27 protein-coding genes are annotated in these 24,682 nt (G+C 60.9%); 20 read left to right on the forward strand and 7 right to left on the reverse strand.

Translation table 11 applies throughout. The annotated features are described in order from the left end of the window. Positions 1 to 2 precede the first annotated feature (2 nt). Positions 3 to 749 (forward strand): transcriptional regulator VisR, encoded by a 747-nt coding sequence (gene visR, locus AMK05_RS03450; RefSeq protein WP_064836539.1) that lies wholly within the window; start codon positions 3 to 5, stop codon positions 747 to 749. Between the two features lie 148 nt (positions 750 to 897). Here visR and AMK05_RS03455 read toward each other — a convergent pair whose 3' ends face one another. The 6 genes from AMK05_RS03455 to motA form a co-directional block, all read right to left on the reverse strand. Continuing rightward, entirely contained in the window at positions 898 to 1,341 is a 444-nt protein-coding gene (locus AMK05_RS03455; RefSeq protein ID WP_064836541.1) for a hypothetical protein, read from the reverse strand. Positions 1,342 to 1,346: 5 nt separating this feature from the next. Further along, positions 1,347 to 2,426, reverse strand: a complete 1,080-nt coding sequence (flhB, locus tag AMK05_RS03460) for a flagellar biosynthesis protein FlhB (protein ID WP_064841259.1) — start codon at positions 2,424 to 2,426, stop codon at positions 1,347 to 1,349. Positions 2,427 to 2,716: 290 nt separating this feature from the next. Then, positions 2,717 to 3,757, reverse strand: a complete 1,041-nt coding sequence (fliG, locus tag AMK05_RS03465) for a flagellar motor switch protein FliG (RefSeq protein ID WP_064836543.1) — start codon at positions 3,755 to 3,757, stop codon at positions 2,717 to 2,719. Positions 3,758 to 3,785: 28 nt separating this feature from the next. Further along, a complete protein-coding gene (fliN, locus tag AMK05_RS03470; protein ID WP_064836545.1) occupies positions 3,786 to 4,370 on the reverse strand; it encodes a flagellar motor switch protein FliN in 585 nt (194 codons plus the stop codon). Between the two features lie 65 nt (positions 4,371 to 4,435). Further along, positions 4,436 to 5,386 carry a FliM/FliN family flagellar motor switch protein gene (locus AMK05_RS03475; RefSeq protein ID WP_064836547.1) on the reverse strand — a complete coding sequence of 317 codons (951 nt, stop codon included), beginning with the start codon at positions 5,384 to 5,386 and terminating at the stop codon, positions 4,436 to 4,438. Then, positions 5,387 to 6,259 (reverse strand): flagellar motor stator protein MotA, encoded by an 873-nt coding sequence (gene motA, locus AMK05_RS03480; protein WP_012556597.1) that lies wholly within the window; start codon positions 6,257 to 6,259, stop codon positions 5,387 to 5,389. Positions 6,260 to 6,513: 254 nt separating this feature from the next. On the opposite strand from motA, the gene flgF reads away from it, so the two are divergent. From flgF to fliP, 13 genes are all read left to right on the forward strand, one after another. After that, the gene (flgF, locus tag AMK05_RS03485) at positions 6,514 to 7,248 is read left to right on the forward strand and encodes a flagellar basal-body rod protein FlgF (protein WP_003588556.1); all 735 of its coding nucleotides are present in this window, start codon (positions 6,514 to 6,516) and stop codon (positions 7,246 to 7,248) included. A 95-nt stretch (positions 7,249 to 7,343) separates the two neighbouring features. Beyond that, positions 7,344 to 8,741: a flagellar protein export ATPase FliI gene (fliI, locus tag AMK05_RS03490; protein WP_064836550.1), complete on the forward strand. Its 1,398-nt coding sequence runs from the start codon at positions 7,344 to 7,346 to the stop codon at positions 8,739 to 8,741. Between the two features lie 2 nt (positions 8,742 to 8,743). After that, positions 8,744 to 9,286: a hypothetical protein gene (locus AMK05_RS03495; RefSeq protein WP_064836552.1), complete on the forward strand. Its 543-nt coding sequence runs from the start codon at positions 8,744 to 8,746 to the stop codon at positions 9,284 to 9,286. Between the two features lie 166 nt (positions 9,287 to 9,452). Next, entirely contained in the window at positions 9,453 to 9,845 is a 393-nt protein-coding gene (flgB, locus tag AMK05_RS03500; protein WP_064836554.1) for a flagellar basal body rod protein FlgB, read from the forward strand. A gap of 5 nt (positions 9,846 to 9,850) precedes the next feature. Continuing rightward, positions 9,851 to 10,267 carry a flagellar basal body rod protein FlgC gene (gene flgC / locus AMK05_RS03505; protein WP_064836556.1) on the forward strand — a complete coding sequence of 139 codons (417 nt, stop codon included), beginning with the start codon at positions 9,851 to 9,853 and terminating at the stop codon, positions 10,265 to 10,267. Positions 10,268 to 10,269: 2 nt separating this feature from the next. Next, positions 10,270 to 10,614 (forward strand): flagellar hook-basal body complex protein FliE, encoded by a 345-nt coding sequence (locus AMK05_RS03510; RefSeq protein WP_064836558.1) that lies wholly within the window; start codon positions 10,270 to 10,272, stop codon positions 10,612 to 10,614. Between the two features lie 19 nt (positions 10,615 to 10,633). Further along, the gene (flgG, locus tag AMK05_RS03515) at positions 10,634 to 11,422 is read left to right on the forward strand and encodes a flagellar basal-body rod protein FlgG (RefSeq protein ID WP_012556600.1); all 789 of its coding nucleotides are present in this window, start codon (positions 10,634 to 10,636) and stop codon (positions 11,420 to 11,422) included. Between the two features lie 16 nt (positions 11,423 to 11,438). Continuing rightward, a complete protein-coding gene (flgA, locus tag AMK05_RS03520) occupies positions 11,439 to 11,921 on the forward strand; it encodes a flagellar basal body P-ring formation chaperone FlgA (RefSeq protein ID WP_064836560.1) in 483 nt (160 codons plus the stop codon). Then, positions 11,918 to 13,039 carry a flagellar basal body P-ring protein FlgI gene (locus AMK05_RS03525; protein WP_064836562.1) on the forward strand — a complete coding sequence of 374 codons (1,122 nt, stop codon included), beginning with the start codon at positions 11,918 to 11,920 and terminating at the stop codon, positions 13,037 to 13,039. The genes flgA and AMK05_RS03525 overlap by 4 nt, the downstream gene beginning before the upstream one ends. Beyond that, positions 13,036 to 13,575: a MotE family protein gene (locus AMK05_RS03530; protein ID WP_064836564.1), complete on the forward strand. Its 540-nt coding sequence runs from the start codon at positions 13,036 to 13,038 to the stop codon at positions 13,573 to 13,575. The genes AMK05_RS03525 and AMK05_RS03530 overlap by 4 nt, the downstream gene beginning before the upstream one ends. Beyond that, positions 13,572 to 14,288, forward strand: a complete 717-nt coding sequence (flgH, locus tag AMK05_RS03535; RefSeq protein ID WP_064836566.1) for a flagellar basal body L-ring protein FlgH — start codon at positions 13,572 to 13,574, stop codon at positions 14,286 to 14,288. Before AMK05_RS03530 ends, flgH begins: the two co-directional genes overlap by 4 nt. Before the next feature lie 12 nt (positions 14,289 to 14,300). After that, on the forward strand, positions 14,301 to 14,807 hold the full coding sequence (locus AMK05_RS03540) for a flagellar basal body-associated FliL family protein (RefSeq protein ID WP_064836568.1): 507 nt from the start codon (positions 14,301 to 14,303) through the stop codon (positions 14,805 to 14,807). Further along, positions 14,804 to 15,541 carry a flagellar type III secretion system pore protein FliP gene (gene fliP / locus AMK05_RS03545; RefSeq protein WP_064836570.1) on the forward strand — a complete coding sequence of 246 codons (738 nt, stop codon included), beginning with the start codon at positions 14,804 to 14,806 and terminating at the stop codon, positions 15,539 to 15,541. The genes AMK05_RS03540 and fliP overlap by 4 nt, the downstream gene beginning before the upstream one ends. A gap of 93 nt (positions 15,542 to 15,634) precedes the next feature. On the opposite strand, the gene AMK05_RS03550 is transcribed toward fliP, so the two are convergent. After that, positions 15,635 to 17,551 carry an O-linked N-acetylglucosamine transferase, SPINDLY family protein gene (locus AMK05_RS03550; protein ID WP_064836572.1) on the reverse strand — a complete coding sequence of 639 codons (1,917 nt, stop codon included), beginning with the start codon at positions 17,549 to 17,551 and terminating at the stop codon, positions 15,635 to 15,637. A gap of 430 nt (positions 17,552 to 17,981) precedes the next feature. On the opposite strand from AMK05_RS03550, the gene AMK05_RS03555 reads away from it, so the two are divergent. The 6 genes from AMK05_RS03555 to AMK05_RS03580 all read left to right on the forward strand — a co-directional run bounded on the left by AMK05_RS03555 (position 17,982) and on the right by AMK05_RS03580 (position 24,678). Continuing rightward, a complete protein-coding gene (locus tag AMK05_RS03555) occupies positions 17,982 to 18,887 on the forward strand; it encodes a flagellin N-terminal helical domain-containing protein (protein WP_064836574.1) in 906 nt (301 codons plus the stop codon). A gap of 281 nt (positions 18,888 to 19,168) precedes the next feature. Further along, on the forward strand, positions 19,169 to 20,077 hold the full coding sequence (locus AMK05_RS03560; protein ID WP_064836576.1) for a flagellin N-terminal helical domain-containing protein: 909 nt from the start codon (positions 19,169 to 19,171) through the stop codon (positions 20,075 to 20,077). 247 nt (positions 20,078 to 20,324) lie between these two features. After that, on the forward strand, positions 20,325 to 21,236 hold the full coding sequence (locus AMK05_RS03565) for a flagellin N-terminal helical domain-containing protein (protein WP_064836578.1): 912 nt from the start codon (positions 20,325 to 20,327) through the stop codon (positions 21,234 to 21,236). 299 nt (positions 21,237 to 21,535) lie between these two features. Beyond that, a complete protein-coding gene (locus AMK05_RS03570; protein WP_064836580.1) occupies positions 21,536 to 22,498 on the forward strand; it encodes a flagellin N-terminal helical domain-containing protein in 963 nt (320 codons plus the stop codon). Between the two features lie 201 nt (positions 22,499 to 22,699). After that, positions 22,700 to 23,329 carry a hypothetical protein gene (locus AMK05_RS03575; protein WP_064836582.1) on the forward strand — a complete coding sequence of 210 codons (630 nt, stop codon included), beginning with the start codon at positions 22,700 to 22,702 and terminating at the stop codon, positions 23,327 to 23,329. After that, on the forward strand, positions 23,326 to 24,678 hold the full coding sequence (locus tag AMK05_RS03580; protein WP_064836584.1) for a MotB family protein: 1,353 nt from the start codon (positions 23,326 to 23,328) through the stop codon (positions 24,676 to 24,678). The genes AMK05_RS03575 and AMK05_RS03580 overlap by 4 nt, the downstream gene beginning before the upstream one ends. Positions 24,679 to 24,682 lie beyond the last annotated feature (4 nt).

Consider the following 24,682-nt stretch of genomic DNA (forward strand, 5'->3'; position numbering starts at 1 on the left):
CCATGGCGCATCCATCAGCCAGAACGATGAGCAGCGCCGATCAGCTGCGCATGGTGCGTGTGAACAGGATTTCCAGCCGGTCCGATCTTTTTCCGCGGCTGATTGCGATGCAGAAGCTCGCCGATGCTCAAGGCTTCGCGATCTTCCGCGTCAGCGGCGCAGGCCTTCCGGCAAAACAGCGCCTTGTCTGCGAGCTCGAGAATTGGGGGTCTTCCAATGCCGGTTTCGGCAAGGCCTTCACCGACGCCTACGGCGATATCCTTCTCGACCACATCGAAAAGTCGTTGCTGCCGCTCTCATGGGCCGGCGGATACGACCGTGCCGCACCCGGTCCTGCCGACTTCGCGCCGTTCATTACGCGGCTGCAGGACGGTATCGTGCCTTTTTCCGGCCTTGCCTTCCCGGTGCGGCTCGGCGCAGTCGGCAACGGTTTCATCGTTTTCACCGGCGATGAGCTCGATCCGTCGAGCGATACGATCGTCGAGCTGCACGGTCGCTGCTGTCATATCATGATGGATCTGCTCTCGCTCGACGAACGCCGCACGGCGGCCGCCGAAGCGCTCAGCGAACGCGAGATCGCCTGTCTCCAGCTTGCCGGCGACGGCCGCATCAGCGAAGAGATTGCCGACAAGCTCGGCCTCTCCGTGCACACCGTGAACGCCTATCTCGGCTCGGCGACCATCAAGCTCGATTCCGTCAACCGTATCCAGGCGATCGCCAAGGCGATCCGGCTCGGCTATATCAGCTGAGCCTACTCAGCCATATCAGCTGAGCTCTGCTCTGCTATTTCAGCTGAGCCCACTCGGCCATTTCAGTTGAGCCCCGCTGAGCTCAGCTGAAGCGGATGGATCTGCTCTCGAAAGACCGGATGAAAGCTCTTATGTCCTGATGAGAGTGTCAACCCGCCAGCGCCCGCGGCGCCTGATTGACGTTGTAGCGCGATTCCCGAAGGCTCTTTTCGAGGAAGCGGGTGTTCTCATCGGGATCGGCCGAGGGATCCTGGAACGCGATATGGTTGATCTCGATGCCGGCGTGATCTTCGGCCAGCGTCAGCTGCGCATAGACGGTGACGCCGCGCGGCTTGATTTCCAGATCGAGAACGACTTCGGGCTTGCCGCCCCACTCCAGCGTATAATTGCCGCCCAGGCCGAAATTCACCGTGCCCGGATGAAAGAAAAGCTCTGCCGCCGAAGCGACGAGATCGGAAAGATTGCCGTAATACTCGAAGCGCAGCAGCGAAATAAGGTCAGAAGCATCCAGAAGGCGCAGTTCCGTGGCGACCGGGCTGATCGCAACTGCGAGGATTTTTTCACGCTGGGTAGAGTGGGGGCATTTTTTCATTCGGCTTATCTTACCCGTTTGTTCTTGGCGTCTGCGGCGTAGACCCGGTGGATCAGCTCCGCAACGGCCTTATAGAAGACTGACGGTATGACACTATCGATCGAGACTTGCGCAAACATGGAGCGCGCAAGCGGCGGATCCTCGAACACCGGGATGCCGTTTTTCTCGGCAATCTCCCTGATTTTGAGCGCAATCAGGTCCTGGCCCTTGGCCAGCACCACCGGCGCGTCGTTTTCTTCGCGCGCGTAGCGCAGCGCCACCGCATAGTGCGTCGGGTTGGCGATGACGAGCGTCGCCCGGTGCACGTTGGCGATCATGCGCCGGCGCGCGCGGTCGCGCATCAGCGAGCGCTGCCGGCCCTTGACGAAGGGGTCGCCCTGCGCCTGCTTGTTTTCTTCCTTGATTTCGTGCCGCGTCATCTTCAGCTCGGTGAACCAGTGATGGCGCGTCCAGAAGACATCGGCGATCGCCACGATCGCGGTGGCGATCAGCACGACGATGATGATCTTGCGCATCGCCGTCGAGATCCGCACCAGGATCGTCTGGGGGTCGGAAAACATCGCGTCGATCGAGCTGAAATATTCGCTCCTCAGCACGAAAAACAGGATGACCCCGACGACGACGACTTTGAACAGGGATTTGCCGAACTCGACGAGGCCCGGCAGGCTGAACAGCCGTTCCCAGCCTTTGGCGGGAGAGATGCGCGAGGCCTGCGGCCGGATGCGTTCGAGCACCGGCGTCGGCAGGTTCTGGAAGACGGAGGAGGCGATGCCGAACACCATGAACAGGATGAGGGCAGGGGCCAGCAGCGCCGCAGTGGCCCAGCCGAGCCTGACGAACAGCGAAAGGACATCCGGCCCCGTTTCGATCTTCCACTGGTCGGGCTGCTCGAAGATGTCGCGCAGCGTTTCAGTCATGCGCCCGACGCCGTCGGGGAGGAAGAAGACCAGATAGATATAGGTGGCAAGGATGGTCGCGAAGATCGACAGCTCGCGCGAAAACGGCACGTTGCCTTTCTCAGCCGCGTCGGATTGCTTTTTCGCGGTCGGGGCTTCTGTTTTGCTGTCCTTGTCATCGTCTGCCAAGACGCGGCCCTCCGTCAATGAAATTGGCCGCAGCATCAAAACAATGAGCTAAAGCGCGTCGCCGGAACCGAGGTTCTCCGCGACGCGCTTTAAAGCGCAGCCAGTCACTTGAAGGGTAGTCGCCTGCGACACGGCGATCAACGGCCGCTTTGCCGCACGCCGGATTTGTCAACAGTCTCGGAGTTTCAATGCATGTCGCCCGGAAGTGTGCAGCGGTTCCGGGATAACGACATGCATAAGACGAGGAGCTAAAGCGGGTCGCATGAACGAAGTTCGATGCGCGACGCGCTTTAGGCGGCCGCCGAAGCGTCGCCTTCCTTCTCCTTGAGCTCGATCTGGCCGGAGTTGGCCAGGCGAATCGCTTCCTGCGCCACGGCGCGCCGGGCAATGGCGATCTCGCGCGGATTGACGCCGCCCATGCCGCTCTGCAGATCCGATTCGATCATGCGGCGCTGGCGCGGGCTGATGGCGGAGAGAACCGATTCGCGGATTTCGGCCGGCGAACCGCGCAGCGAGACGGTGAGTACATCCGTCGAGATGTCGTTGAGCAGCAGGACGCGGCTGCGCTGCGGCATGTACATGAGGTCCTCGAACAGGAAGATCTTCGGGCGGACCTTGTTGACGGATTCGCGGCTGATCGATTCGAGCGAGGTGAGCAGCGTGTCGACCTGCGGCTTGTCGAGCTCGTTCATGAGATCGGCGACCTTCGTCGAGCCGGCCGCATTGCGCTCTGCCTCGACCTCGGCAAGCAGCGTCATCACCTGGTTCTCGATGATCTGCGCAGCCTTCGGGCTGACGGTCTTCATGTTGACGGTTCTGTTCATGATGTCGGCGCGGCGGTTGTCGGGAAGCTGCAGCAGCACCTTGGCGCCGAAATTGGACGGCATCATCGAAAGAATATAGGCAACGGTCTGCGGATGTTCGCGCAGCAGGAACTGGGCGACGAATGTCGGCTCCGCCTCGCTGAGGCGATCCCAGATCGAAGTTTCGTAGGCCTGGAACGCCGTGCGGCGGCCGAGCAGGCTGTCGACCTCGTCGGGCGTCAGGCCCTCTTCCAGAATGGCTTCGATCGCCTTGGCATTGTCCATCAGTCCGGCGCCCTCGGTGAAGAGGTCTTCGAATTCGCCGACGAGCATCAGGAGCTCGTCCGGCGGAATGGCGCGCAGCGACTGGGCGGATGCGATAATGGTCTGCAGTTCAGCCTGGGTGAAATATTTCAACAGCCGGCCGGCGACGCCCTTTCCCATAGCGAGAAGAACAGCCGCCGCCTTTTCAGCCTGGGTCAACGGTTTCCCGGCTAGCGCGCCGCCGAAATCGTCAAAGTCCATCATGGTCTAACCTCTCCGTCCCACACAGGGATCAGGCTTTTTTCGTACTCAAAACTTCTATCAGTTTCACACCGAATCGGGTGTCATCGTTATCAAGCACCGTAATTTCACCGCGGGCAATCCTGCGGCCGTTCACCATGATCTCGACTGGCTCGCCGATTTTCTTGTCGAGGGCGATCGTCGCCCCTTCATTGAGGTTCATCAGGCCGGAGACCTGCATGCGGCTGGTGCCGAGCATGATCTGGACATCGATCGGAATGTCCATGATCAGTTCGAAATTGGAATTCAAAGCGCTGCCGAGCGGAGCCGGCGACGCCTCGAAGGAAGCGCCGCTGCCGAAATCCATGCCGGCTGCCGAATCGGCATTGCCAGCACCGAAATCGCCGCCGAAATCGTCGCCGCCGAACGGGCTGTCCGAAATTTCGCCGCCGAAGGCCGCCAGATCGGTTCCGGCTGCGAAGGCGCCGCTCTGCAGGTCGTCGCCAAACTGCGGCAGGTCGCCGTCGGCGTCCTGCTTCAGCACGCCGCGCAGATCGTCGATCGCCTGGTCGAGATCCGCTTCGCTGCCCGGCATATCCAGGGAGAGGTCGTTCTGCTGTGTTTTCTTCGTAGCCATGAAATCACTATTCCAGTTGAAACTTGCCTCAAACTGCCTTTGCAGCCCAAGAGCCAGAGAACCGATTAATTCATTAAATGACGGATGAGTTCGTCATCCGAGTTCATCGTGTCCTTGACGCGGACCATGTAGTTTTCGCCTGAACGCCCGAACTCGCACACATACAATTCCTTGCTGTTGGCGCTCACCTCGACGCGTACGTCGCCGTGATCGCGGAAGGGGATGACATCGCCGACCATCAGCTTCGAGATGGTGCGCAATGTCAGGTCCTGCAGCCTGATTTTGGCCTCGAGCGTGACATGCGAACGGCGAACCTGGTCGCCGAGCTGTTCGGTCCATTCCGCCGAGCTGCCGCCGGACTGGCGCTTCGGCTTCGGTGGCGTTACCTTGGTCTTGAGCAGCGCCGTCTGCGGAACCATCAACGAAAATTCCGAAACGATGCCGGCAAGGGTAATCGACATATTGATGGCGGCTGCGAATTCGTCCGGGCGGTCCTCCGGCGGCCGGGCGCGCATCTCAAGGGCGTGCGGGACCGAAAGGCTCGGTTCGAAACCGCCAGGCGCATTGACGGCCGAGCGCAGCACCTTGGCGATCTTGTCGAAAACCATCACCGCCAGGTCCATTTCGATGATCGACAGCAGCCGGTCGGCCGGCTCCTCGATCGTATCGGCGGTGGCGCCGAGCAGGTGCTCCATCAGCGTGATGACGAAACCGTTGCCGCAGGCAAGCGTGATGTTCTGCGACCAGTTGCGCAGCGTCACGTCGGCGAGCGTGACGTTCGAGTTCAGGTCGTCGATCAGATGGTTCTTATAGCCGATCTCGCAGCCGAGATAATTGACCGTCACGTCGAGGCCGGTCTCGCTCTTGATGACGTCTGGAAAGAATTCGCTGTAGATTGCCCCGAAGGAGCTGCAGATCTTGGCGACCCTGCCTCGGTCGCCGAGTCCGCCCGTCAGTTTGGCGAGAAGGGCAGGATCCATTGCCGGTTTGTCTTGCGAAGCATTGCTCGTGGTCATTTAAGCCGCCTTGTTCTCGCCGCCTGGATTCATCATTTCCTGTTCGACCGCATCGATGGACGGACGCTCGTAAGCCGAGATCGTCTTGCGGCCGTATTCGAGAGCGACCTGCGGCACCGAGCCGTTCATGTAGGCAAGCAGCGTCTGCTTGACGATGACGTAGAGGCGGTGCTGCTTGTTGCGGACGATCTTGATCTGGGAGACCAGCGGCGAGCAGACGCAGTAGGACAGGAGAATGCCGAGGAAGGTGCCGACCAGCGCCGAGCCGATCAGATGGCCGAGCACTTCGGGCGAATCGTTGATGTGGGCCATCGCCTTGATGACGCCGAGAACCGCCGCGACGATACCGATCGCCGGGAAGGAATCGCCCATGATCTGGATCGCGTGGTAGGGCTTCATCTTGTCGTGCATGATGGTGTTGAGTTCTTCGTCCATCAGCGCTTCGATCTCGTGGCTGCGGGCATTGCCGATGATGATCAGGCGCACGTAGTCGCAGATGAACGCCGTCAGTTCCTTGTTCTTCAGAACCGTCGGGGCCGACTGGAAAATCGTCGATTCTGCCGGATTGTCGATATGGGCTTCGATTTCGTTTCGCGACTTGGTGCGCAGGTCGCGCATCAAGGAATAGAGCACGCCGAGCGTATCGAGATAATTGCGTTCCTTCGGCACGGCGTGCTTGAAGGCTTCGCCGAGCGCCTTGCCGGAATCCTTCACCACCTTCATCGGGTTCGCCATGATGAAGCTGCCGAGGCCGGCGCCGCCGATGATCACGAATTCGAAGGGCTGGAACAGCGCGTCCACGTGGCCGCCCATTGCCATGAAGCTGCCGATGACACAGCCGCAAGTCACTATAAATCCGATAATGATATTCATCGTCAGCCCAATCTGAACGTTACTTTTCTCTAAGAGGGTTAGGGTTTCTGCCTTGCGTGAGGCTGATGAACGGGCCGCGCGCAAGGCATTTCCGCGTGCCAGCTTCGCGCAAGCATCTGCCGTCAATCTAAAGGAGACGAATGGGTACCCGTACCCGTTTCTGAGATGCCGCCTCAGCGAAATCCCGGCCGAACCCCTTAAGACGACGCCCGGCTTTTCGTTCCGTTCATCGCCAATGCTTGGAGCCTACCGACATGCAATCCGGTCTTTATGTTTCTCTGTCGTCGCAGATGGCCCTCGAAAAGCGCCTGAACACTATTGCGGACAACATGGCGAACGTGAACACGACCGGTTTTCGCGCCACCGAGGTGAAGTTCGACGAGATGGTGGCGGCGACCAAGAACAAGCTGAACACCAAGGTCGCTTTCGTTTCGCAGGGCAACGACTATCTGAACGAGTCGAACGGCGAGCTGCAGCACACCGGCAACATGCTCGATTTCGCCATCAAGGGCGACGCCTGGTTCTCGCTCGATACGCCCGCCGGCCGCGTGCTGACGAGGGACGGCCGCTTCACGCTCAAGGACACAGGCGAACTGGTCTCGATCCGCGGATACCCCGTTCTCGACGCCGGCGGGGCGCCGATCCAGCTCAACTCCAAGGGCGGCGAGCCGGCCGTCGGCACCGACGGCATCATCTATCAGGGCGACCGCCAGGTCGGTTCGCTCGGCCTGTTCGAGGCCGATATCAGCAAGGGTTATCTGCGCTACGAAAACAGCGGCATCATGACCACCGACCAGCCGCGGGCCGTCGTCGACCGCTTCAATGTCGGTGTCGAGCAGGGTTATCTCGAAAACTCCAACGTCAACGCCATGCGCGAGATCACCCAGCTGATCGAAGTCAACCGCGCCTTCGAAAGCGTCTCGTCGCTGATGCGTGACAGCGAAGATTCCTTCAAGGAAGCCGTTCAGACGCTTGGGGGCAGCCGCTAATGCCTGTCGCCCAAAAGTGTGCAGCGGTTTTGGGAGGACGGCATGCATAAGAACAAAGACCGAAAATGCGTCGCATTTTCAGGTGGGATTGAAGCATGAGCACGACGCTACTGTCCGACGACGCCCTTTCCCCGAAGCTGGCGCATCTGGCGGGCCTCGTCGACCGATACGCATCACCGGAGTTCTCGGTTGCCCATGGCGGTCGCGTGCAGACCATCGCCGCCGGCCACTACACGGTTCGCGGTCTCTCCCGCCATGTTCGCCTGGGCGAGTTCGTCGCCCATAAATCGGCGACCGGCATCCATCTCGGCGAGGTCGTTCGCGTCGAGCCTGATCTGATCTATGTCTGCCCGATCGAGCCGGGCGAGCCGATCGGCATCCACGATACGGTGATCCGCAAGGGTGCTTTCCGGATCTCGCCGTCGGACAGCTGGTGCGGGCGCACTCTCAACTCGCTCTGCGAACCGATCGACGGGCTGGGGCCGATCGCCGAGGGCCTCGACCGCCGCTCGATTTCCAATACCGCCCCGCCCTCGATGACTCGCAAGCGCGTCGAGGCCGGCTTCAAGACCGGCGTGCGCGCCATCGACATCTTCTCGCCGCTCTGCCTTGGGCAGCGCCTCGGCATCTTCGCCGGCTCCGGCGTCGGCAAGTCGACGCTTCTGTCGATGCTCGCCCGTGCCGATGCCTTCGACAAGGTCGTCATAGCGCTTGTCGGCGAACGCGGCCGCGAGGTGCGCGAATTCATCGAGGATACGCTCGGCAGCAATATGAAGAAGGCGATCGCCGTCGTCGCCACCAGCGACGAGAGCCCGATGCTGCGCAAAATGGCGCCGCTGACGGCGGTCACCATCGCCGAGCATTTCCGCGACAAGGGCGAGAACGTCCTGTTCATCGTCGACAGCGTCACGCGTTTCGCCCATGCGATTCGCGAAGTGGCGACCGCCTCCGGCGAACCGCCGATCGCCCGCGGCTATCCGGCTTCCGTCTTCACCGAGCTGCCGCGCCTGTTGGAGCGCGCCGGTCCCGGCCCCGAGGGCGCCGGCACCATCACGGCGATCATCTCGATCCTCGTCGATGGCGACAATCACAACGATCCGATCGCCGATTCGACGCGCGGCATCCTCGACGGCCATATCGTCCTGCAGCGCAGCCTCGCCGAGGAAGGGCGGTATCCGCCGATCGATCCGCTCGCCTCGATCTCGCGCCTGGCCCGCAAGGCCTGGACGCCGGACCAGGAAAAGCTGGTGTCGCGGCTGAAAGTGCTGATCCACCGCTTCGAGGAAACGCGCGACCTGCGCCTGATCGGCGGTTACCGCCAGGGCGCCGATCCCGATCTCGATATGGCGGTCAAGCAGGTGCCGATCATTTACGACGTCCTGAAACAGTCGCCGGGCGATCGCGACTCGCCCGATGCCTTTGCCGATCTCGCCGGCGCCCTCAAGGCTGCAGCCGGTATCGGCAATCAGGGCGGAGCCATCCAGAGGAGATAGACGTGGCTGAATTCGACGACGAACGCATCGCTGCCCCGAAGCAGCGCAGGAAGGCTGCCGGCCTGGATCGGTTTCTGACCTTTGCCGGCCTAGCGCTCGCCGGCGCCTCCGCCTTTTTCCCCTGGTACGTGTTCTTCAACGAAGACAAATTCGGCATCAACGTCGCCGCCAGCGACAATTCGCGCGAACTGCCGGACTGGCCGGCCCGCAACGTCTTCAGCGTCTCGCCGCTGGCCATGGTCAACAAGAACGAGCCGGACAAGAAAGCGCCGCCGATCGATCCGCTGACGACGGCGACGGTCTCCGACCTCGGCAAGGAGCGCGACGGCCGCCCCATCCTGGAAGATCAGCCCTTCCCCGGCAAGTCGCCCTTCCGCCTGCTGCACGTTTCCAACGGCCGGGCGCTGATCGAGGATACCTCCGGCATGTATGTGGTGCGCGTCGGCTCGATCCTTCCGGACCAGAGCCGCCTTGCGACGATCGAACAGCGCGAGGGCAAGTGGATGATCGTTACCTCGAAGGGTGAAACCTACCAGAACAACTGAACCTGTCGGCCAAATCAGAAGGCAACAGGGGCTCCGCCGCAAACCGGCAGGAGCCCCGTTTTTTGCGCGCGCGGCGCTCCCCGAAAGGCGGCTTGAAACCTGAATTCCCGTAAGTCCCACGCAAGATTACCGCACTAGGTTCGGGACAGTAAAAACGGAGAGTTTCATGCAACCGATCCAACTTTTCGACTTGGCTTCGCGACAGGCGGAATGGCTGACGATCCGTCAGCAGGTTGTTGCCGGCAACATCGCGAATGCCAATACCCCGAAGTTCCGCGCCAAGGACGTCACGCCTTTCGACGCCGTGCTCGACAAATCAGACATCACCATGACGCGCACCAATCCGGCCCATCTCAGCGGCAATGATTTCAGCGCCAGCGGCGATATCGACGTCAAGGACGCCGCACTCGACCAGGAAATCGGCATCCAGGAATCGGGCAACACGGTCGGTCTGGCCGAGGAGCTCTCCAAGTCTGGCGATATCAAGCGCCAGTACGATCTGAACACCTCGCTGGTCAGTTCCTTCAACCGCATGATGCTGATGACCGTCAGGAAGTAAAAGTCATGGATCCGCTTTCAGCAGCAATGAAAATCGCCGGTTCCGGGCTCGAGGCGCAGTCGACGCGCCTGCGCATCGTTTCGGAAAACATCGCCAACGCCCGCTCGACCGGGGACACGCCCGGTGCCGACCCCTATCGCCGCAAGACGATCACCTTCGGCCAGCAGATGGACCGCGTCACCGGCGTCGAGACGGTCGACGTCAAGAAGGTCGGCGTCGACGAAGGCGACTTCAGCACCGAATTCGACCCGAGCAATCCGGCTGCGGACCAGAAGGGCGTCGTCAAGCTGCCGAACGTCAACATCCTGGTCGAGATGGCCGACATGCGCGAAGCCAACCGCTCCTATGACGCCAATCTGCAGACCATCAAGCAGACCCGCGATCTCATCTCCTCCACGATCGATCTCCTGAAGAGCCAATAATAATGATCAGCAGCGTCCAGAATGTCAGCAACCTTTCGATGACGCGCGCGCTCGGCGCCGTCGACACCGAAAATTCCGCCTCGTCGTCTGCCGCCACCATGCCAGGCACCGCTGGTGCGGCTGCCAATAATATGAGCTTCGCCTCCGTCATGGGCAACATGGCAACCGACGCGGTCACCAGCCTGAAGGGTGCGGAAAGCATGTCCTTTGCCGGAATCAAGGGCACGGCGACGACGCGTGAAGTCGTCGATTCCATGCTCCAGGCCGAGCAGACGCTGCAGACGGCGATCGCCATCCGCGACAAGGTCGTCTCGGCCTTTCTCGAAGTCACCAAGATGCAGATGTAACTGATTTGAGGACGAACACATGAGAGCGCTCGCCATTGCAGCAACGGGCATGGATGCCCAGCAGACCAATCTGGAAGTTATCGCGAATAATATCGCCAACATCAATACAACCGGTTTCAAGCGCGCGCGCGCCGAATTCTCCGATCTTCTCTACCAGACCGAACGCGCCAAGGGTGTCGCCAACCGCGCCAATCAGGCCGTCGTTCCCGAAGGCGCCAATATCGGCCTCGGCGTCCAGACCTCGGCGGTCCGCAATCTGCATCTGCAGGGCGAACTGACCCAGACCGGCAACGATCTCGACGTGGCGCTGATCGGCAAAGGCTTCTTCCAGATCCAGTCGACCGACGGGACGACGCTTTACACCCGCGCCGGCGCCTTCAACAAGAACGACCAGGGCCAGCTCGTTACCATCGACGGCTACGAGGTCCTGCCGGGCATCACCATTCCGACGGGCTCGACCGAGCTGACGATCAGCCGCTCCGGCCAGGTTTCGGCCAAATTGCCGGGTGCGGCCGATGCGACCGTGCTCGGCCAGCTGACCCTTGCCGACTTCGTCAACGAGGCGGGCCTCCAGCCGCTCGGCGACAATCTCTTCCAGGAAACGGCGGCCTCCGGCGAAGCCGTCGTCGGCAATCCCGACGAGGAAGGTTTCGCCTACATGAAGCAGGGTTATCTGGAATCGTCGAACGTCGACCCGGTGAAGGAAATCACCGAGCTGATCTCGGCCCAGCGCGCTTACGAAATGAATTCCAAGGTGATCACCACCGCTGATGAAATGGCCTCCATCGTCAGCAAGAACCTGAAGTAAAGGGAAGGGCCGAAACATGATGTTTTGCCGGGCAGGACACATCTCAGGATGGGTGGCGGCAGCCACGATCGCAATCGCGGGCATTTTCGCGCCCGCGGACGTGGATGCCGGCATGGGTTATGCCGTCGTCCCGACGACGATCATCTACCCCGGCGACACATTGTCGGCCAGCCAGCTTCAGGAGGTCGAGGTCACCAACCCCAACCTCGCCGGCGATTTCGCCAAATCCATTTCCCAGGTCGAAGGCCTGGTCTCCAAGCGCACATTGCTGCCGGGCCGCACGATTTCGGTTGCAGGCCTGCGTGAGCCCTATACGGTGACACGCGGCTCCTCGATCCGCCTCGTCTTCTCGCTCGGCGCGATGACCATCTCAGCCGCCGGCTCGCCGCTCGAAGACGGCGCCACCGGGCAGCTGATCCGCGCGCGCAATATGGATTCCGGCGTCATCGTCAGCGGCACGGTGCTTGCGGACGGCACGGTCCATGTGAGGGCAAAATGAAATTGTTCTTCCGGTTTTTGACCCTTGTCGCGGTTCTCGCCATGAGCCTGGCCGACGTCGCGCCCGCCTTCGCGCTGACTTCCCGCATCAAGGATATCGCCTCGCTTCAGGCCGGCCGCGACAACCAGCTGATCGGCTATGGTCTGATCGTCGGCCTGCAGGGGACCGGCGACGGTTTCCGTGCCTCGCCGTTTACCGAGCAGTCGATGCGGGCGATGCTGCAGAACCTCGGCATCTCGACGCAGGGCGGCCAGTCCAACGCCAAGAATACGGCGGCCGTCATGGTCACCGCCAACCTGCCGCCCTTCGCAAGCCCCGGCAGCCGCATCGACGTGACGGTGAGCTCGCTCGGCGACGCAACGTCGCTGCGCGGCGGCACGCTCGTCATGACCTCGCTTTCCGGCGCCGACGGCCAGATCTACGCCGTCGCGCAGGGCGCGGCGATCGTCACCGGCTTCCAGGCCCAGGGCCAGGCCGCGACCGTGACCGAAGGTGTAACCACCGCCGGCCGCGTGCCCGGCGGCGCCATTATCGAACGCGAACTGCCGTCCCGCTTCAAGGACTCGGTCAATCTCGTCCTGCAGCTGCGCAATCCCGATTTCTCGACGGCGATCCGCATCGCCGACATCGTCAACGGTTATGCCTCGGCGCGTTTCGGCGGCCCGGTGGCGGAAGCCAAGGATTCGCAGGAAGTGGTGATCCAGAAGCCGCGCCAGGCCGATCTCACCCGGCTGATGGCCGACATCGAAAATCTCATCGTCGAAACCGATACACCGGCGAAGGTCGTCATCAACGAGCGCACCGGAACGATCGTCATCGGCTCCGACGTCCGCGTCTCGCCGGTTGCCGTCAGCTACGGTACCTTGACGGTGCAGGTCACCGAGACGCCGCAGATCATCCAGCCCGAGCCCTTTTCGCGCGGCCGGACCGCGGTCCAGCCGCAGACCGATATCGCGGCTGAGCAGACCGGCGGGCGCGTCGCCATCATCGACGGTCCCGACCTCAGGACCCTCGTTGCCGGCCTCAACAATATCGGCGTGAAACCGGATGGCATCATCGCCATTCTCCAGGGCATCAAATCGGCGGGCGCCCTGCAGGCGGAGCTTGTGCTGCAATGATAAAGATCATCAAAGACATGACGGTCCTGCAATTGCTGCGTCGGCTGGCGCTGCCGGCAGCAGGCCTCGTCCTTCTGTCGATCCCGGGCGCCTTCGCGCAGGAGCATGCGCCGGCGGGCGACATCACTTCCCAGGACGAGGTCAAGCAGTTCTGCACCAACATCGCCGACCCCGCTCGCGACCAGCGTTACCTGCTGCAGAAGCAGGAACTGGAAAAGCTTCGCGCCGACATCGACGCCCGCATGGCCGAGATGGACAAGCGCAAGGCCGAATACCAGGACTGGCTGAAACGGCGCGACGATTTCCTGAAGCAGGCGGAAGCCGGCTTGACCGACATCTACAAGAAGATGAAGCCGGATGCGGCCGCACAGCAGCTGCAGGATATGAATATCGAGGTGGCCTCCGCCGTGATCATGCGGCTCGGACCGCGCCAGTCGAGCCTCATCCTCAACGAGATGGACGCGAAGAAGGCCGCGGCCATCGCCAGCGTCATCGCCAGTGCGTCCGATCCCAATACGTCGAAGGATCCTTCATGAATATGCGTTTTTCGGCCGCGATCGCCGCCCTCGCACTCCTTGCAGGTTGCCAGTCTCCGACGGCAGTCAGCGAGATCGGCCGCGCGCCCGCCATGAGCCCGATCGGCAGCGGCCTGGCCTATGGCCAGACGCCGCAGATGGCGCTTTATCCGAAGCAGCCGCGCGCCGTGGCGCAGGGTTATTCGCTGTGGAGCGATTCGCAGGCAGCGCTCTTCAAGGATGCGCGCGCGCTCAACGTCGGCGACATCCTGACGGTCGACATCCAGATCAACGACAAGGCCTCCTTCGACAACGAGACCAATCGAAGCCGCACGAATTCGAGCGGCATGAACTGGGACGTCAACGCCCAGATCTTCGGCTGGACGCCTGAGTCCAAGACCGACCTGACTTACGGCTCAGACACCAGCACCGACGGCAAGGGCAAGATCGAGCGCACCGACAAGATCACCCTTCTGGTCGCCGCCGTTGTCACCGGCATTCTCGAAAACGGCAACCTCGTCATCTCGGGCTCGCAGGAAGTCCGGCTGAACCAGGAGCTGCGCATCCTGAACGTCGCCGGTATCGTTCGTCCGCAGGACGTCAATGCCGACAACCAGATCTCCTACGACAAGATCGCCGAAGCCCGCATCTCCTACGGTGGCCGCGGTCGCCTGATGGAAGTGCAGCAGCCTCCGCGCGGCCAGCAGGCCGTCGATCTTTTCTCGCCGCTTTGAGGCTGAACGACGATGGCAGAGCCAGACGTAAGCGCAGGTCAACCGAAGAAGAAATCCGCCACGCTGATGACGATCATCGGCATCGCCGTCCTGACGCTGCTCGGCGCCGGCGGCGGCTGGGCGGTCGGCACGATCGTCGCGCCCAACATCAAGGGCGCCAAGGAGGCCGAGCAGGCCAAGGACGCCGAGGCCAAGAAAAAGGCCGAGGAAGGCCTGGCCCACATTTCGACCGAGGCCAACAACGTCGTCCAGCTCGAGCCGATCACCTCGAACCTCGCTTACCCCTCGGAAAACTGGGTTCGACTCGAGGTCGCGCTGCTGTTCAACGGGCCGCCGGATGTCAAGGTTTCCGAGGATATTCACCAGGATATCCTCGCTTATATCAGGACCGTTTCCCTTCAGCAGATCGAGGGGCCGCGGGGCTTTCAATATCTCAAGGATGACATACAGGAACGTGTTGACCTTCGCTCGCAAGGGCGGGTATCGAAGGTCATGTTCAGGACATTTGTCATCGAATGATTCGTCTCATAGTTTTCCTTGCCGCCATGATGGCGGTACCGGAACTGGCGGTGGCACAGCAGCTGCCGACTGACTTGTTGAACGTGCCGGTCGATGGCTCCGTCGCCGCCTGGATCATCCGCACATTCGGCCTGCTGACCGTTCTTTCGGTCGCGCCGGGCATCCTGATCATGGTGACGAGCTTCCCGCGCTTCGTCATCGCCTTCTCGATCCTGCGCTCGGGCATGGGCCTCTCCTCGACGCCCTCCAACATGATCCTGCTGTCGCTGTCGCTGTTCATGACCTTCTACGTCATGTCGCCGACCTTCGATCAGGCCTGGCAGAACGGTGTGCAGCCGCTGCTTGCCAATCAGATCAACGAGACCGAGGCTGTCCAGCGCATCGCCGAACCCTTCCGCACCTTCATGGCGGCCAATACCCGCGACAAGGATCTGGCGCTTTTCGTCGATCTGGCGCGCGAGCGCGGGCAGAATATCCAGACATCAGGTCCGATCGACTATCGCGTGCTGATCCCGGCCTTCATGATTTCCGAAATCCGCCGCGGCTTCGAGATCGGCTTCCTCGTCGTGCTGCCGTTCCTCGTCATCGACCTCATCGTCGCCACCATCACCATGGCGATGGGCATGATGATGCTGCCGCCGACGTCGATCTCGCTGCCGTTCAAGATTCTCTTCTTCGTGCTGATCGACGGCTGGAACCTGCTCGTCGGCAGTCTGGTGCGCTCGTTCAACTGATCGGCCACCGTTCATTTATTCGCTCCTATCGTCGTCAACGAGAAAACCCCGCCGGATCGTTCCGGCGGGGTTTTCTCGTTGATGATTGAAAGCTTACTCGGTGGCGAACGGCGCCGTGCGCGGCGGCAGCGCCGCAATGTCCATGTGCTCGGGTTCGAGGCGCTGTTTGGCGCGCTCGGCCATGATTTCGTAAGCCTGCTCCAGATGGTCGCAGAAACGTTCGGCGTCGAAGAGCGGCGCAATATAGCGCTTCTCTTTCAGATGCGCCTTGTACTCGGCGATCCGTCCGGGATTCTGCGCCAGTTCGACGGCGAGATCCTCGTAGGCCTGCAGGTCGGTTGCAACGAGCTCGGGCAGGTCGATGGCCCGCAGCAGGCTCTCGCTGACGCGTGAGGCGAAGTTGGTGCCCTTGACGGTCAGCACCGGCAGGCCGCCCCAGAGCTGCTCCGAGGTGGTCGTGTGGCCGTTGACCGGGAAGGTGTCGATGCCGAGATCGGCCGCCTGCTGGCGGTCGATATGCTGTTCGTAGGGGGCGCGCGGGCAGAAAATGATGCGCTTAGGCGAAATGCCCGCCGTCTGGAACTGCTTCAAAAGGTTCGCCTGGTTGCGCGGCGTGTTCGCCATCAGCCAAAGCACGCTGTTCGGCGCCCGCTTGAGAATGCGGCACCAGCTGTCGATCGTCTCCGGCGTGATCTTGCGGTTGCCGTTGAACGAGGCGAAGATGAAGGCCTCTTCCGGCAGACCCAGCTGCTCGCGGGTGACCGGGCGCGGCTTCGGGCGGTGCATCGGGTCGTTCGGCTGATAGCTTTCCGGCAGCCGGCAGAATTTCTCATGGTAGAAGGGCTTGGCCACCTCGGGCAATACCGAATGGTCGCCGATGACATAGTCGAGATCGATATTGACCGTGCTGCCGGGGAAACCGAGCCAGCCGACGTGGACCGGTGCCAGCGGCAGGTTGAAGACTGTCGCGCGGCTGCCAGAGGTATGGCCCTTCAGGTCGACCATGATGTCGATATTGTGCTCGCGCACGACCGCCAGCACCGCCTGGTCGGAGAAGCCGTGAACGTCGACGATCCGGCCCCAGCGGCTGCGGTCGGTCACATTGTGCTTCAGGTATTCCGGACCCGTATGGCAAAACAGCGTCACCTCGAACCGGTCCTTGTCGTGCAGTTCGAGGATGCGCTGCAACAGCTTCATCGTCGCATGGCGATCCCAGAAGTCCGACGACATGTAGCCGATCCGGATCTTGTTCGACCATGTATGCGGCTGGTTGCGGCGGAGGGCTACCCGTTCCGGGTTGAGGGGGGTGGTGCCGATCGTCGCATGCCGGTTGAAATCCTCGTTGCCGCACCAGTGCAGATGATAGAACGGGTTGTCCTTGCGCAGGATCTCGATATCGCCCTCCGCCAGGGCCGCGTCGATCACCGCCTGATGTTTGCTGGCCTCTTCGAAATCGTTGAATTCGCGCGCGAAAACCAGATGCAGGAAGCGGAATGCGTGATTGCCGGGAAACCGCTTGAAGAGGTTGCGCGAGAGGCTCTGGTTGGTTGCGTCGTTCAGATCGTCGCTCAGGAGCAGGGCAGCCAGGCGCATATGATCGGGATTGGCACTCTGTGACAGCACCGTCTTGAACGGGCGAATGATATCCCGCTGCTGCCGCTTCAGATAGATTGCGGTGATGATGAAGGCGAGTTCCGCGTCATCCTGCGCCTTGGCGAGGTTTCGCATGGCAATCAGCAGGGCATCATCCTCGTTGCCGATCTCATAATGCAGCTTGGCAGCTTGTTTCTGGTATTCGTAGGCATTCGGCCCTTCGCAGTTGCCGGCCAGGCCATAGGCTTTCGCGGCATCGGCCTTGAAGCCGAGCTGCACGAGGTTCTTGGCCAGCAGCGCGTAGGTCTTGGCGTCCTGCTGGATATCCATGAGCTGGTTGAGCGTCGCCAAGGACTGTGTGTAGCGGCCGGCCTGGTAATCTCTGGATGCCGCAGAGAACGAAACTTTGCTGTTCAAAACCCAACTCCGTGAAGGAAATGTTCTGGCATGGCTGTCGATTGCCGACACGCACGAGCCGTCCTCCCCGAAAACGGGTGGGTCGATCCGATGATGCTATCCCGGCGCCTGCCACATTGTCATGTGAAGCTTGCTTGAAACCGGTGCGCCTCATGAAGACGCTTCCTTTCATGAGAGAAAACGGTTTCTTTCCCCGTATGTTAGCATGCGAAGGAATTGATTCAGCCGGCATTAACTATGCGATGTAAGGAGCCTGCACGGGGCCTCTATTTTTAAGAAGTTGGCAAGCATTGGCTGCGAGATTGCCCTGGACATGACGGGTTTGGGCCAAACAAAAAAAGGCGCCGAGTAGCATGAAGCTGGTCCGTCATCGCCGGTACTTAGTCCGGTATGTCCTCCTTTTTGTATCTAGTTTCCAGGGGACAGATTTATGACAAGCATTAACACCAACACTTCCGCACAGGCCGCTCTCCAGACGCTGCGCGACGTCAACCAGGGTCTCCAGTCAACCCAGGCTCACGTTTCGTCCGGCTATCGTGTCGGCAAGGCATCTGACAACGCGGCATATTGGTCGATCGCAACGACCATGCGCTCGGACAACAAGGCACTTTCCGCCGTTTCCGACGCTCTCGGCATGGGTGCTGCCAAGGTCGACACCGCTTACACCGCCATGGACAGCGCCATCGACGTCGTCGGCGACATCAAGGCCAAGCTGGTTGCCGCCACTGAAAACGGCGTCGACAAGGCCAAGGTCCAGGAAGAAATCGGCCAGCTGCAGGAGCAGTTGAAGAGCATCGCTCAGTCGGCTTCCTTCAACGGCGAAAACTGGGTTGCCGGCGCTGACGGCACCAAGAGCGTCGTTTCGTCCTTCGTCCGTGACGGCTCCAACGCCGTTTCGGTCACCACGACCGACTACGTTCTCGACGACGGCTCCGCAGGCAACGTTCTGTTCGGCATGAGCAACGGCTCGGTCGAAACCTCCACGGGTATCCTCGGCACGTCGAATGGTGCGACCGGTTCTGTCTACTCGATGGACATCACCAACTTCACCGCCGGCCAGATCCAGACGGCCCTGACCAACGTCGAAGCCGCTCTGAAGTCCATGACCAGCGCCGGTGCTGCTCTCGGCTCGCTCTCCAAGCGGATCGACAGCCAGGACGAATTCGTGTCCGCTCTCAGCGACTCGATCGACTCCGGTGTCGGCCGTCTCGTCGACGCCAACATGGAAGAAGAATCTTCCAAGCTCAGCGCCCTGCAGACCCAGCAGCAGCTGGCGATCCAGTCGCTGTCGATCGCGAATTCCTCTTCGCAGAACATCCTGTCGCTCTTCCGCTAAGAGCGGTCGGCAAAGGCCTTCTAGTTTCGCGGCCGGGTCATCCCCGGCCGCGAAATGTTTTAACATAAGGTTAATGAAAATTCTCCTAAGTGTCAGATATTTTTACGCTATTTCCATTTTGAATTTAGCTTTCCTTAACCATCTTGCTGTTTTCTAGGCCCATCGAAACGGCGAGTTAACCTTAACGAGAATGGTTAACAGGCATGATGCTGATCGCTGTGGGCCGGCCGAAAATCCGGAATGTCCCTTTTTAAAATCTGCCAACAAGGGGCAAACAAACTATGACGAGCATCAACACCAATAACGCTGCAATGGCAGCCCTCCAGACTCTCCGTGGCATCAACCAGGGTCTCCAGACAACCCAGGCTCACGTTTCCTCAGGCTATCGCGTCGGCCAGGCTTCCGACAATGCTGCTTACTGGTCGATCGCAACGACCATGCGTTCGGACAACAAGGCACTTTCGGCCGTTTCCGACGCGCTCGGTCTTGGCGCCGCCAAGGTCGACACCGCTTACTCCGCCATGGACAGCGCCATCGACGTCGTCGGCGACATCAAGGCCAAGCTGGTTGCCGCCACTGAAAACGGCGTCGACAAGGCCAAGGTCCAGGAAGAAATCAGCCAGCTGCAGCAGCAGCTCCTGAGCGTCGCACAGTCGGCTTCCTTCTCCGGTGAAAACTGGGTTGCCGGTGCTGACGGCACCAAGAACGTCGTTGCCTCCTTCGTCCGTGACGGCTCCAACGCCGTATCGGTCGTGATGACCGACTACGTTCTCGACGACAGCTCGGCAGGCAACGTTCTGTTCGGCATGAGCGGCGGCGCGGTCGAAACCTCCACGGGTATCCTCGGTACTTCGAATGGTGCGACCGGTTCTGTCTATGGGATGGACATCACTAACTTCACCCTGGGCCAGATCCAGTCGGCTCTGACCAACGTCGAAGCGGCTCTGAAGTCCATGACCAGCGCCGGCGCTGCTCTCGGCTCGATCTCCAAGCGTATCGAACTGCAGGAAAACTTCGTGTCGGCTCTCAGCGACTCGATCGACTCCGGTGTCGGCCGTCTCGTTGATGCCAACATGGAAGAAGAATCCTCCAAGCTCAGCGCCCTGCAGACCCAGCAGCAGCTGGCCGTCCAGTCGCTGTCGATCGCGAACTCTTCTTCGCAGACCATCCTCACGCTGTTCCGAGGCTAATAACCCTTGGAAACATTGGCCCGCCGGTCTCCGGCGGGCACATCGGAAACGAGCCGCGCTTCAATGGAGCGCGGCTTTTTTAATGTCTGTTAACGGTTGATTAACCATAATGCTGTTTTCTCGGGTCAACGAGACGGCGGGTTAACCAAATTTAAGAACCGGTTAACAGGCATGAGGCTGGTCCCCGTTCCCGGTAGCTTTCCGGAATGTCCCTTTTTATCAACTGCCGACAAGGGGCAATCATTTCATGACCAGCATTTTGACCAACGTTGCGGCGATGGCCGCTCTTCAGACACTCCGCGGAATTAATGACGGCCTCGAAGCTACGCAGAACCGCGTATCATCGGGCTACCGCGTCGAAAAGGCAGCCGACAACGCCGCCTACTGGTCGATCGCAACGACCATGCGTTCTGATAACAAGGCACTCTCCGCCGTCTCCGACGCTCTCGGTCTCGGCGCTGCTAAAGTCGATACCGCCTACTCCGCCATGGACAGCGCCATCGACATCATCAGCGAAATTAAGGCGAAGATCGTTGCCGCGACCGAAAAGGGCGTCGACAAGACCAAGGTCCAGGAAGAAATCGGCCAGCTGCAGCAGCAGCTGCTCAGCATCGCGCAATCGGCTTCCTTCTCCGGTGAAAACTGGGTTGCCGGCGCCGACGGCACCAAGAGCGTGGTTTCCACCTTCGTTCGTGATGGCAACGGCAATGTCTCGGTCAAGACGACGGACTACATCCTGGACACAAGCTCCGCGGGCAACGTTCTCTTCGGCATGACCTCGACTGGCACGATCGACACGGCCGCCGGCATTATCGGCACATCATACGGCACGATCGGCTCGATCTATTCGATGGACATCAGCACCTTCGGCTCGGTTGAGATCTCCATGGCCTTGACGTCGATCGAGGCCGGCCTGGAAGCAATGACCAAGGCAGCATCGCAGCTCGGCTCGATTTCTACGCGCATCGACCTGCAGGAAAATTTCGTCGGCGCGCTCAGCGACTCGATCGACTCGGGTGTCGGCCGCCTCGTCGATGCCGACATGGAGGAAGAATCGAGTAAGCTGACGGCGTTGCAAACGCAGCAACAGCTGGCGATCCAGTCGCTGTCGATCGCCAACTCCAGCGCGCAGAACATCCTGACGCTGTTCCGCAGCTAAACCAGGCGCTGAAGCTGGACCGAATCTTGCGCCTTCGTCCGGCAACAAACAAAAAGCCTCCGAACCGCGTCCGAAACGGCGCGGTTCTTTCTTTTATATCAAAGGCTTGACTTGCATTGCGATCGAGGCGGCGCGTTCCGTGCCGCGCTCTTGCCCAATAGGTTGATATCGAGTTACCTTCGCTTTCAGTTGATTTGCTTTTGCGACACGCCGGTGGAAACTCTGCCGGAGGCATGACGCCACTTCAGTCGCCGCCGGTATTCCGGCCTGCCCCTTGACCTTATTCCGAGACCCTGTCGATGACCGTTAAGATTACCAGCGCGGCCGCGGTGAATGCGCTTGCGGTGCTGCGCAGCATCAACAAAGAAGCCAGCCAGACCCAGCAGCAAGTGTCCTCGGGATACCGTATCGAGACGGCCGCCGACGATGCGTCCTACTGGTCGGTCGCGACCGTCATGCGCTCGGACAGCACCAATCTCGGGACGATCGGGGATGCGCTCGGTCTCGGAGCTGCCAAGGTGGACGCGACCTATACGGCGATGAACTCGGCCATCGATCTTATGGGCCAGATTCGCGCCAAGCTGGTCGCGGCGAGAGAGCCGGGCACAGACAAGGACAAGATCAACGCCGAGATCGGCGAATATAAAGAACAGCTGCAGACGATCGTCGAATCGACATCGTTTGCGGGTGAGAACTGGCTGCTGAACGGCAATACCACCGCGCCTCCGACATGGTCTGTGATCTCAAGCTTCGTGCGCGCCCCGACCGGCGAATATCAGGCCCGGACCATCGATTTCCCGTCGTCGCAGACCATCCTCGTCGACAAGAACAATGCGAGCGGCGGCCTGTTGACCAAGGCGGTCGATGCCAATGCGATCAACAACAGCGGCGCGACGGCGCGCAACTACTACCTACTCAACGCCAACTCGACCACGCCGGCGACCGGGACGGAAATTGCGATCAGCAATACCACGACGGATGCGCAACTTACCGACATGCTTGATGTGACCGACTCGCTGCTCGCCACGCTGACGACGACAGCCGCATCCATTGGCGTGATGAAGACGCGCATCGACGATCAGATAGACTATACGGCCGATCTCTCCGATTCGATCGACAAGAGCGTCGGTGCGCTTGTCGATACCGACATGGACGAGGCCTCGATCCGGCAGAAGGCGATCGAAACCCAGAAGCAGATGGCCGTCGAGGCGATTTCGATCCTCAATACGGCGTCGAGCAAGATTCTGATCCTGCTGGAATAAAGGTGGGCGCGATCGCGGATGGCGGCGCCATTCATCCTCGCGCAAGTTTGACTTCCTAGTTTCCGGCATGAAGGCATCGTCCGAATTCGTGCCGGCGCAAGGCGAAGCCCTTGCCCGTTTCGAAGCGGCATGCCGGCGCGCTAGGTCGTTTTGAGCGGGGGTGGCTATGCTGCATGCCTCCCGAATACTGGATGGTTTTTTATGAGCATTACGCTTTCCCGGTATTTGAAGGATTTCGGTGAACCGGAACCGTCAGCGCCGATCATCGAGATGGACGATTTCGGCGGCGACGGTTTTTCCGAAATGCCGAGCGAACCGGCAATCGACGTCGAGCAGGAGCGCCGGGATGCCTATGCACAAGGTCATGCCGCAGCGACGGCTGATCTGACCGAGAAATACGAAGCCGAGGCGCAGACACTGGCCGAGGTCCATGCGCGTGAGCTCGAGGAGCTGAAGCTTCGCTACGAAGTCGAGGCGGCGGCGGTCATTGCCTCCCGCATCCGCGATATCGCCGAAGAGGTCGCGCAGCTGGTCAGTGCCGGCGCCGCCGCAGCAATCGCGCCCGTGATGGCCGAAGCGCTTGCTGCCAGGGCCACCGAGAGCCTCGCCGTGCTGCTGCGCGACGCGATCCTCGAGGGGGCTGCCGGACCGATCGTCGTCCGCGGGCCGCCCCGGCTTTTCGAATTATTGACGGCCGAACTCGGCGAACATGCCGGGGCGGTTCGACACATTGAGACTGACGATATCGATCTTGCCGTTGAAATCGGCGAATCCGTCATCGTCACCCGCATGTCCGCCTGGGCAGCCAGCTTGAAGAAAGTTCTCGAATGAGCGAAGGCGAAAACCACCACCACGGCAAGAACGAGATCATCATCGTCAAAAGACATGGCGGCGGTGATCACGATGGCTCCCATGGCGGTGCGTGGAAAATTGCCTATGCCGACTTCATGACGGCGATGATGGCGTTCTTCCTGGTCATGTGGCTGGTCAATGCCGCCAACGAGGAGACCAAGGCCTCGGTCGCGACCTATTTCAATCCGATCAAGCTCTCCGACGAAAAGCCGACCGAAAAGGGTCTGAAGAAGCCCGTCGACAACGCCGAGGGCGAGGAGAAGCAGGAAAAGTCGAAACAGAAGGAAGAAAATCCGAACGACGGCAAGGCTTCGGCGGATGGTGACGACCAGACATCGACATCGGGCGACCAGACCAACTATTCCGAGGCCGACTTCTTCGAAAATCCATATTCGGTTCTGGCAGAGATCGCCCAGGAAGTCGGCCAGCAGGCGAATGTCAGCGCCAAGGGCGACGGGGGAGCTGCCGATTCCGGCCCGGCCACCGGTGCCGATGGCGGCGAGGCCTATCGCGATCCCTTCGATCCGGATTTCTGGACGAAACAGGTCGAGGTCACGACAGCCGGCAAGTCGGCGCCTCCCGGCAAGAGCGACGAGCAGGCGGCCGAGAGCGGGGCAACCGAGGTCGCCAAGGTCGAGGATATGAAGCCGATACCGCTGACCACGGACCAGAAGGCGGTCGCCCCGGAAGCCAAGGAAACCAAGGGCGCCGCCGAGGCCAAGGACGGCAAGGCGCCTGATGACAAGAAGTCCGGCGACAAGAGGGCGGATGACAAGAAGGTTGGCGACAAGAACGCCGAAGCGCAGAAGGACGCCGATCATCAGAAGGATGCGGACAAGAACGCCGACGAGACCGAGCAGCAGCAGAAGCAAGCCGATCAGTTGCAGCAGCAGATCGCCCAGCAGATCGGCGGCGTTGCCGGCAAGCTTGCCGAAGGCTTGACCGTGACGGCATCCGAAGGCGGATTGCTGGTCAGCATCTCCGACCAGAGCGACGATTCGATGTTCAATATCGGTTCCGCGGTTCCGCGCCAGGAAATGGTGCTCGCCATGGAAAAGATCGGCGCCATTCTGAAGGAGCGGGGTGGCGCGGTCGCGATCCGCGGCCACACGGACGGGCGCCAGTATAAGGGCACGCAGAACGAGAACTGGCGGCTTTCGATGGATCGCGCCCAGAGCGCCTACTACATGCTCGTGCGCGGCGGGCTCGACGAGAAGCGCATCTCCCAGGTCTCGGGCTTTGCCGACCGTCGGCTGAAGCTGCCGGCCGACCCGTTCAACGCGACCAACCGCCGGATCGAGATTCTGGTGCAGGCGGATCGAGGATAACAGG

Source organism: Rhizobium sp. N324 (genome assembly GCF_001664485.1).
In the GTDB taxonomy this organism is placed as follows: Bacteria; Pseudomonadota; Alphaproteobacteria; order Rhizobiales; family Rhizobiaceae; genus Rhizobium.

Coding starts and splice junctions, on each gene's coding strand:
- visR (WP_064836539.1), top strand. CDS start 3: ATGGCGCATCCATCAGCCAGAACGATGAGCAGCGCCGATCAGCTGCGC.
- AMK05_RS03455 (WP_064836541.1), bottom strand. CDS start 1,341: ATGAAAAAATGCCCCCACTCTACCCAGCGTGAAAAAATCCTCGCAGTT.
- fliG (WP_064836543.1), bottom strand. CDS start 3,757: ATGATGGACTTTGACGATTTCGGCGGCGCGCTAGCCGGGAAACCGTTG.
- fliN (WP_064836545.1), bottom strand. CDS start 4,370: ATGGCTACGAAGAAAACACAGCAGAACGACCTCTCCCTGGATATGCCG.
- AMK05_RS03475 (WP_064836547.1), bottom strand. CDS start 5,386: ATGACCACGAGCAATGCTTCGCAAGACAAACCGGCAATGGATCCTGCC.
- motA (WP_012556597.1), bottom strand. CDS start 6,259: ATGAATATCATTATCGGATTTATAGTGACTTGCGGCTGTGTCATCGGC.
- flgF (WP_003588556.1), top strand. CDS start 6,514: ATGCAATCCGGTCTTTATGTTTCTCTGTCGTCGCAGATGGCCCTCGAA.
- fliI (WP_064836550.1), top strand. CDS start 7,344: ATGAGCACGACGCTACTGTCCGACGACGCCCTTTCCCCGAAGCTGGCG.
- flgB (WP_064836554.1), top strand. CDS start 9,453: ATGCAACCGATCCAACTTTTCGACTTGGCTTCGCGACAGGCGGAATGG.
- flgC (WP_064836556.1), top strand. CDS start 9,851: ATGGATCCGCTTTCAGCAGCAATGAAAATCGCCGGTTCCGGGCTCGAG.
- AMK05_RS03510 (WP_064836558.1), top strand. CDS start 10,270: ATGATCAGCAGCGTCCAGAATGTCAGCAACCTTTCGATGACGCGCGCG.
- flgG (WP_012556600.1), top strand. CDS start 10,634: ATGAGAGCGCTCGCCATTGCAGCAACGGGCATGGATGCCCAGCAGACC.
- flgA (WP_064836560.1), top strand. CDS start 11,439: ATGATGTTTTGCCGGGCAGGACACATCTCAGGATGGGTGGCGGCAGCC.
- AMK05_RS03525 (WP_064836562.1), top strand. CDS start 11,918: ATGAAATTGTTCTTCCGGTTTTTGACCCTTGTCGCGGTTCTCGCCATG.
- AMK05_RS03530 (WP_064836564.1), top strand. CDS start 13,036: ATGATAAAGATCATCAAAGACATGACGGTCCTGCAATTGCTGCGTCGG.
- flgH (WP_064836566.1), top strand. CDS start 13,572: ATGAATATGCGTTTTTCGGCCGCGATCGCCGCCCTCGCACTCCTTGCA.
- AMK05_RS03540 (WP_064836568.1), top strand. CDS start 14,301: ATGGCAGAGCCAGACGTAAGCGCAGGTCAACCGAAGAAGAAATCCGCC.
- fliP (WP_064836570.1), top strand. CDS start 14,804: ATGATTCGTCTCATAGTTTTCCTTGCCGCCATGATGGCGGTACCGGAA.
- AMK05_RS03555 (WP_064836574.1), top strand. CDS start 17,982: ATGACAAGCATTAACACCAACACTTCCGCACAGGCCGCTCTCCAGACG.
- AMK05_RS03560 (WP_064836576.1), top strand. CDS start 19,169: ATGACGAGCATCAACACCAATAACGCTGCAATGGCAGCCCTCCAGACT.
- AMK05_RS03565 (WP_064836578.1), top strand. CDS start 20,325: ATGACCAGCATTTTGACCAACGTTGCGGCGATGGCCGCTCTTCAGACA.
- AMK05_RS03570 (WP_064836580.1), top strand. CDS start 21,536: ATGACCGTTAAGATTACCAGCGCGGCCGCGGTGAATGCGCTTGCGGTG.
- AMK05_RS03575 (WP_064836582.1), top strand. CDS start 22,700: ATGAGCATTACGCTTTCCCGGTATTTGAAGGATTTCGGTGAACCGGAA.
- AMK05_RS03580 (WP_064836584.1), top strand. CDS start 23,326: ATGAGCGAAGGCGAAAACCACCACCACGGCAAGAACGAGATCATCATC.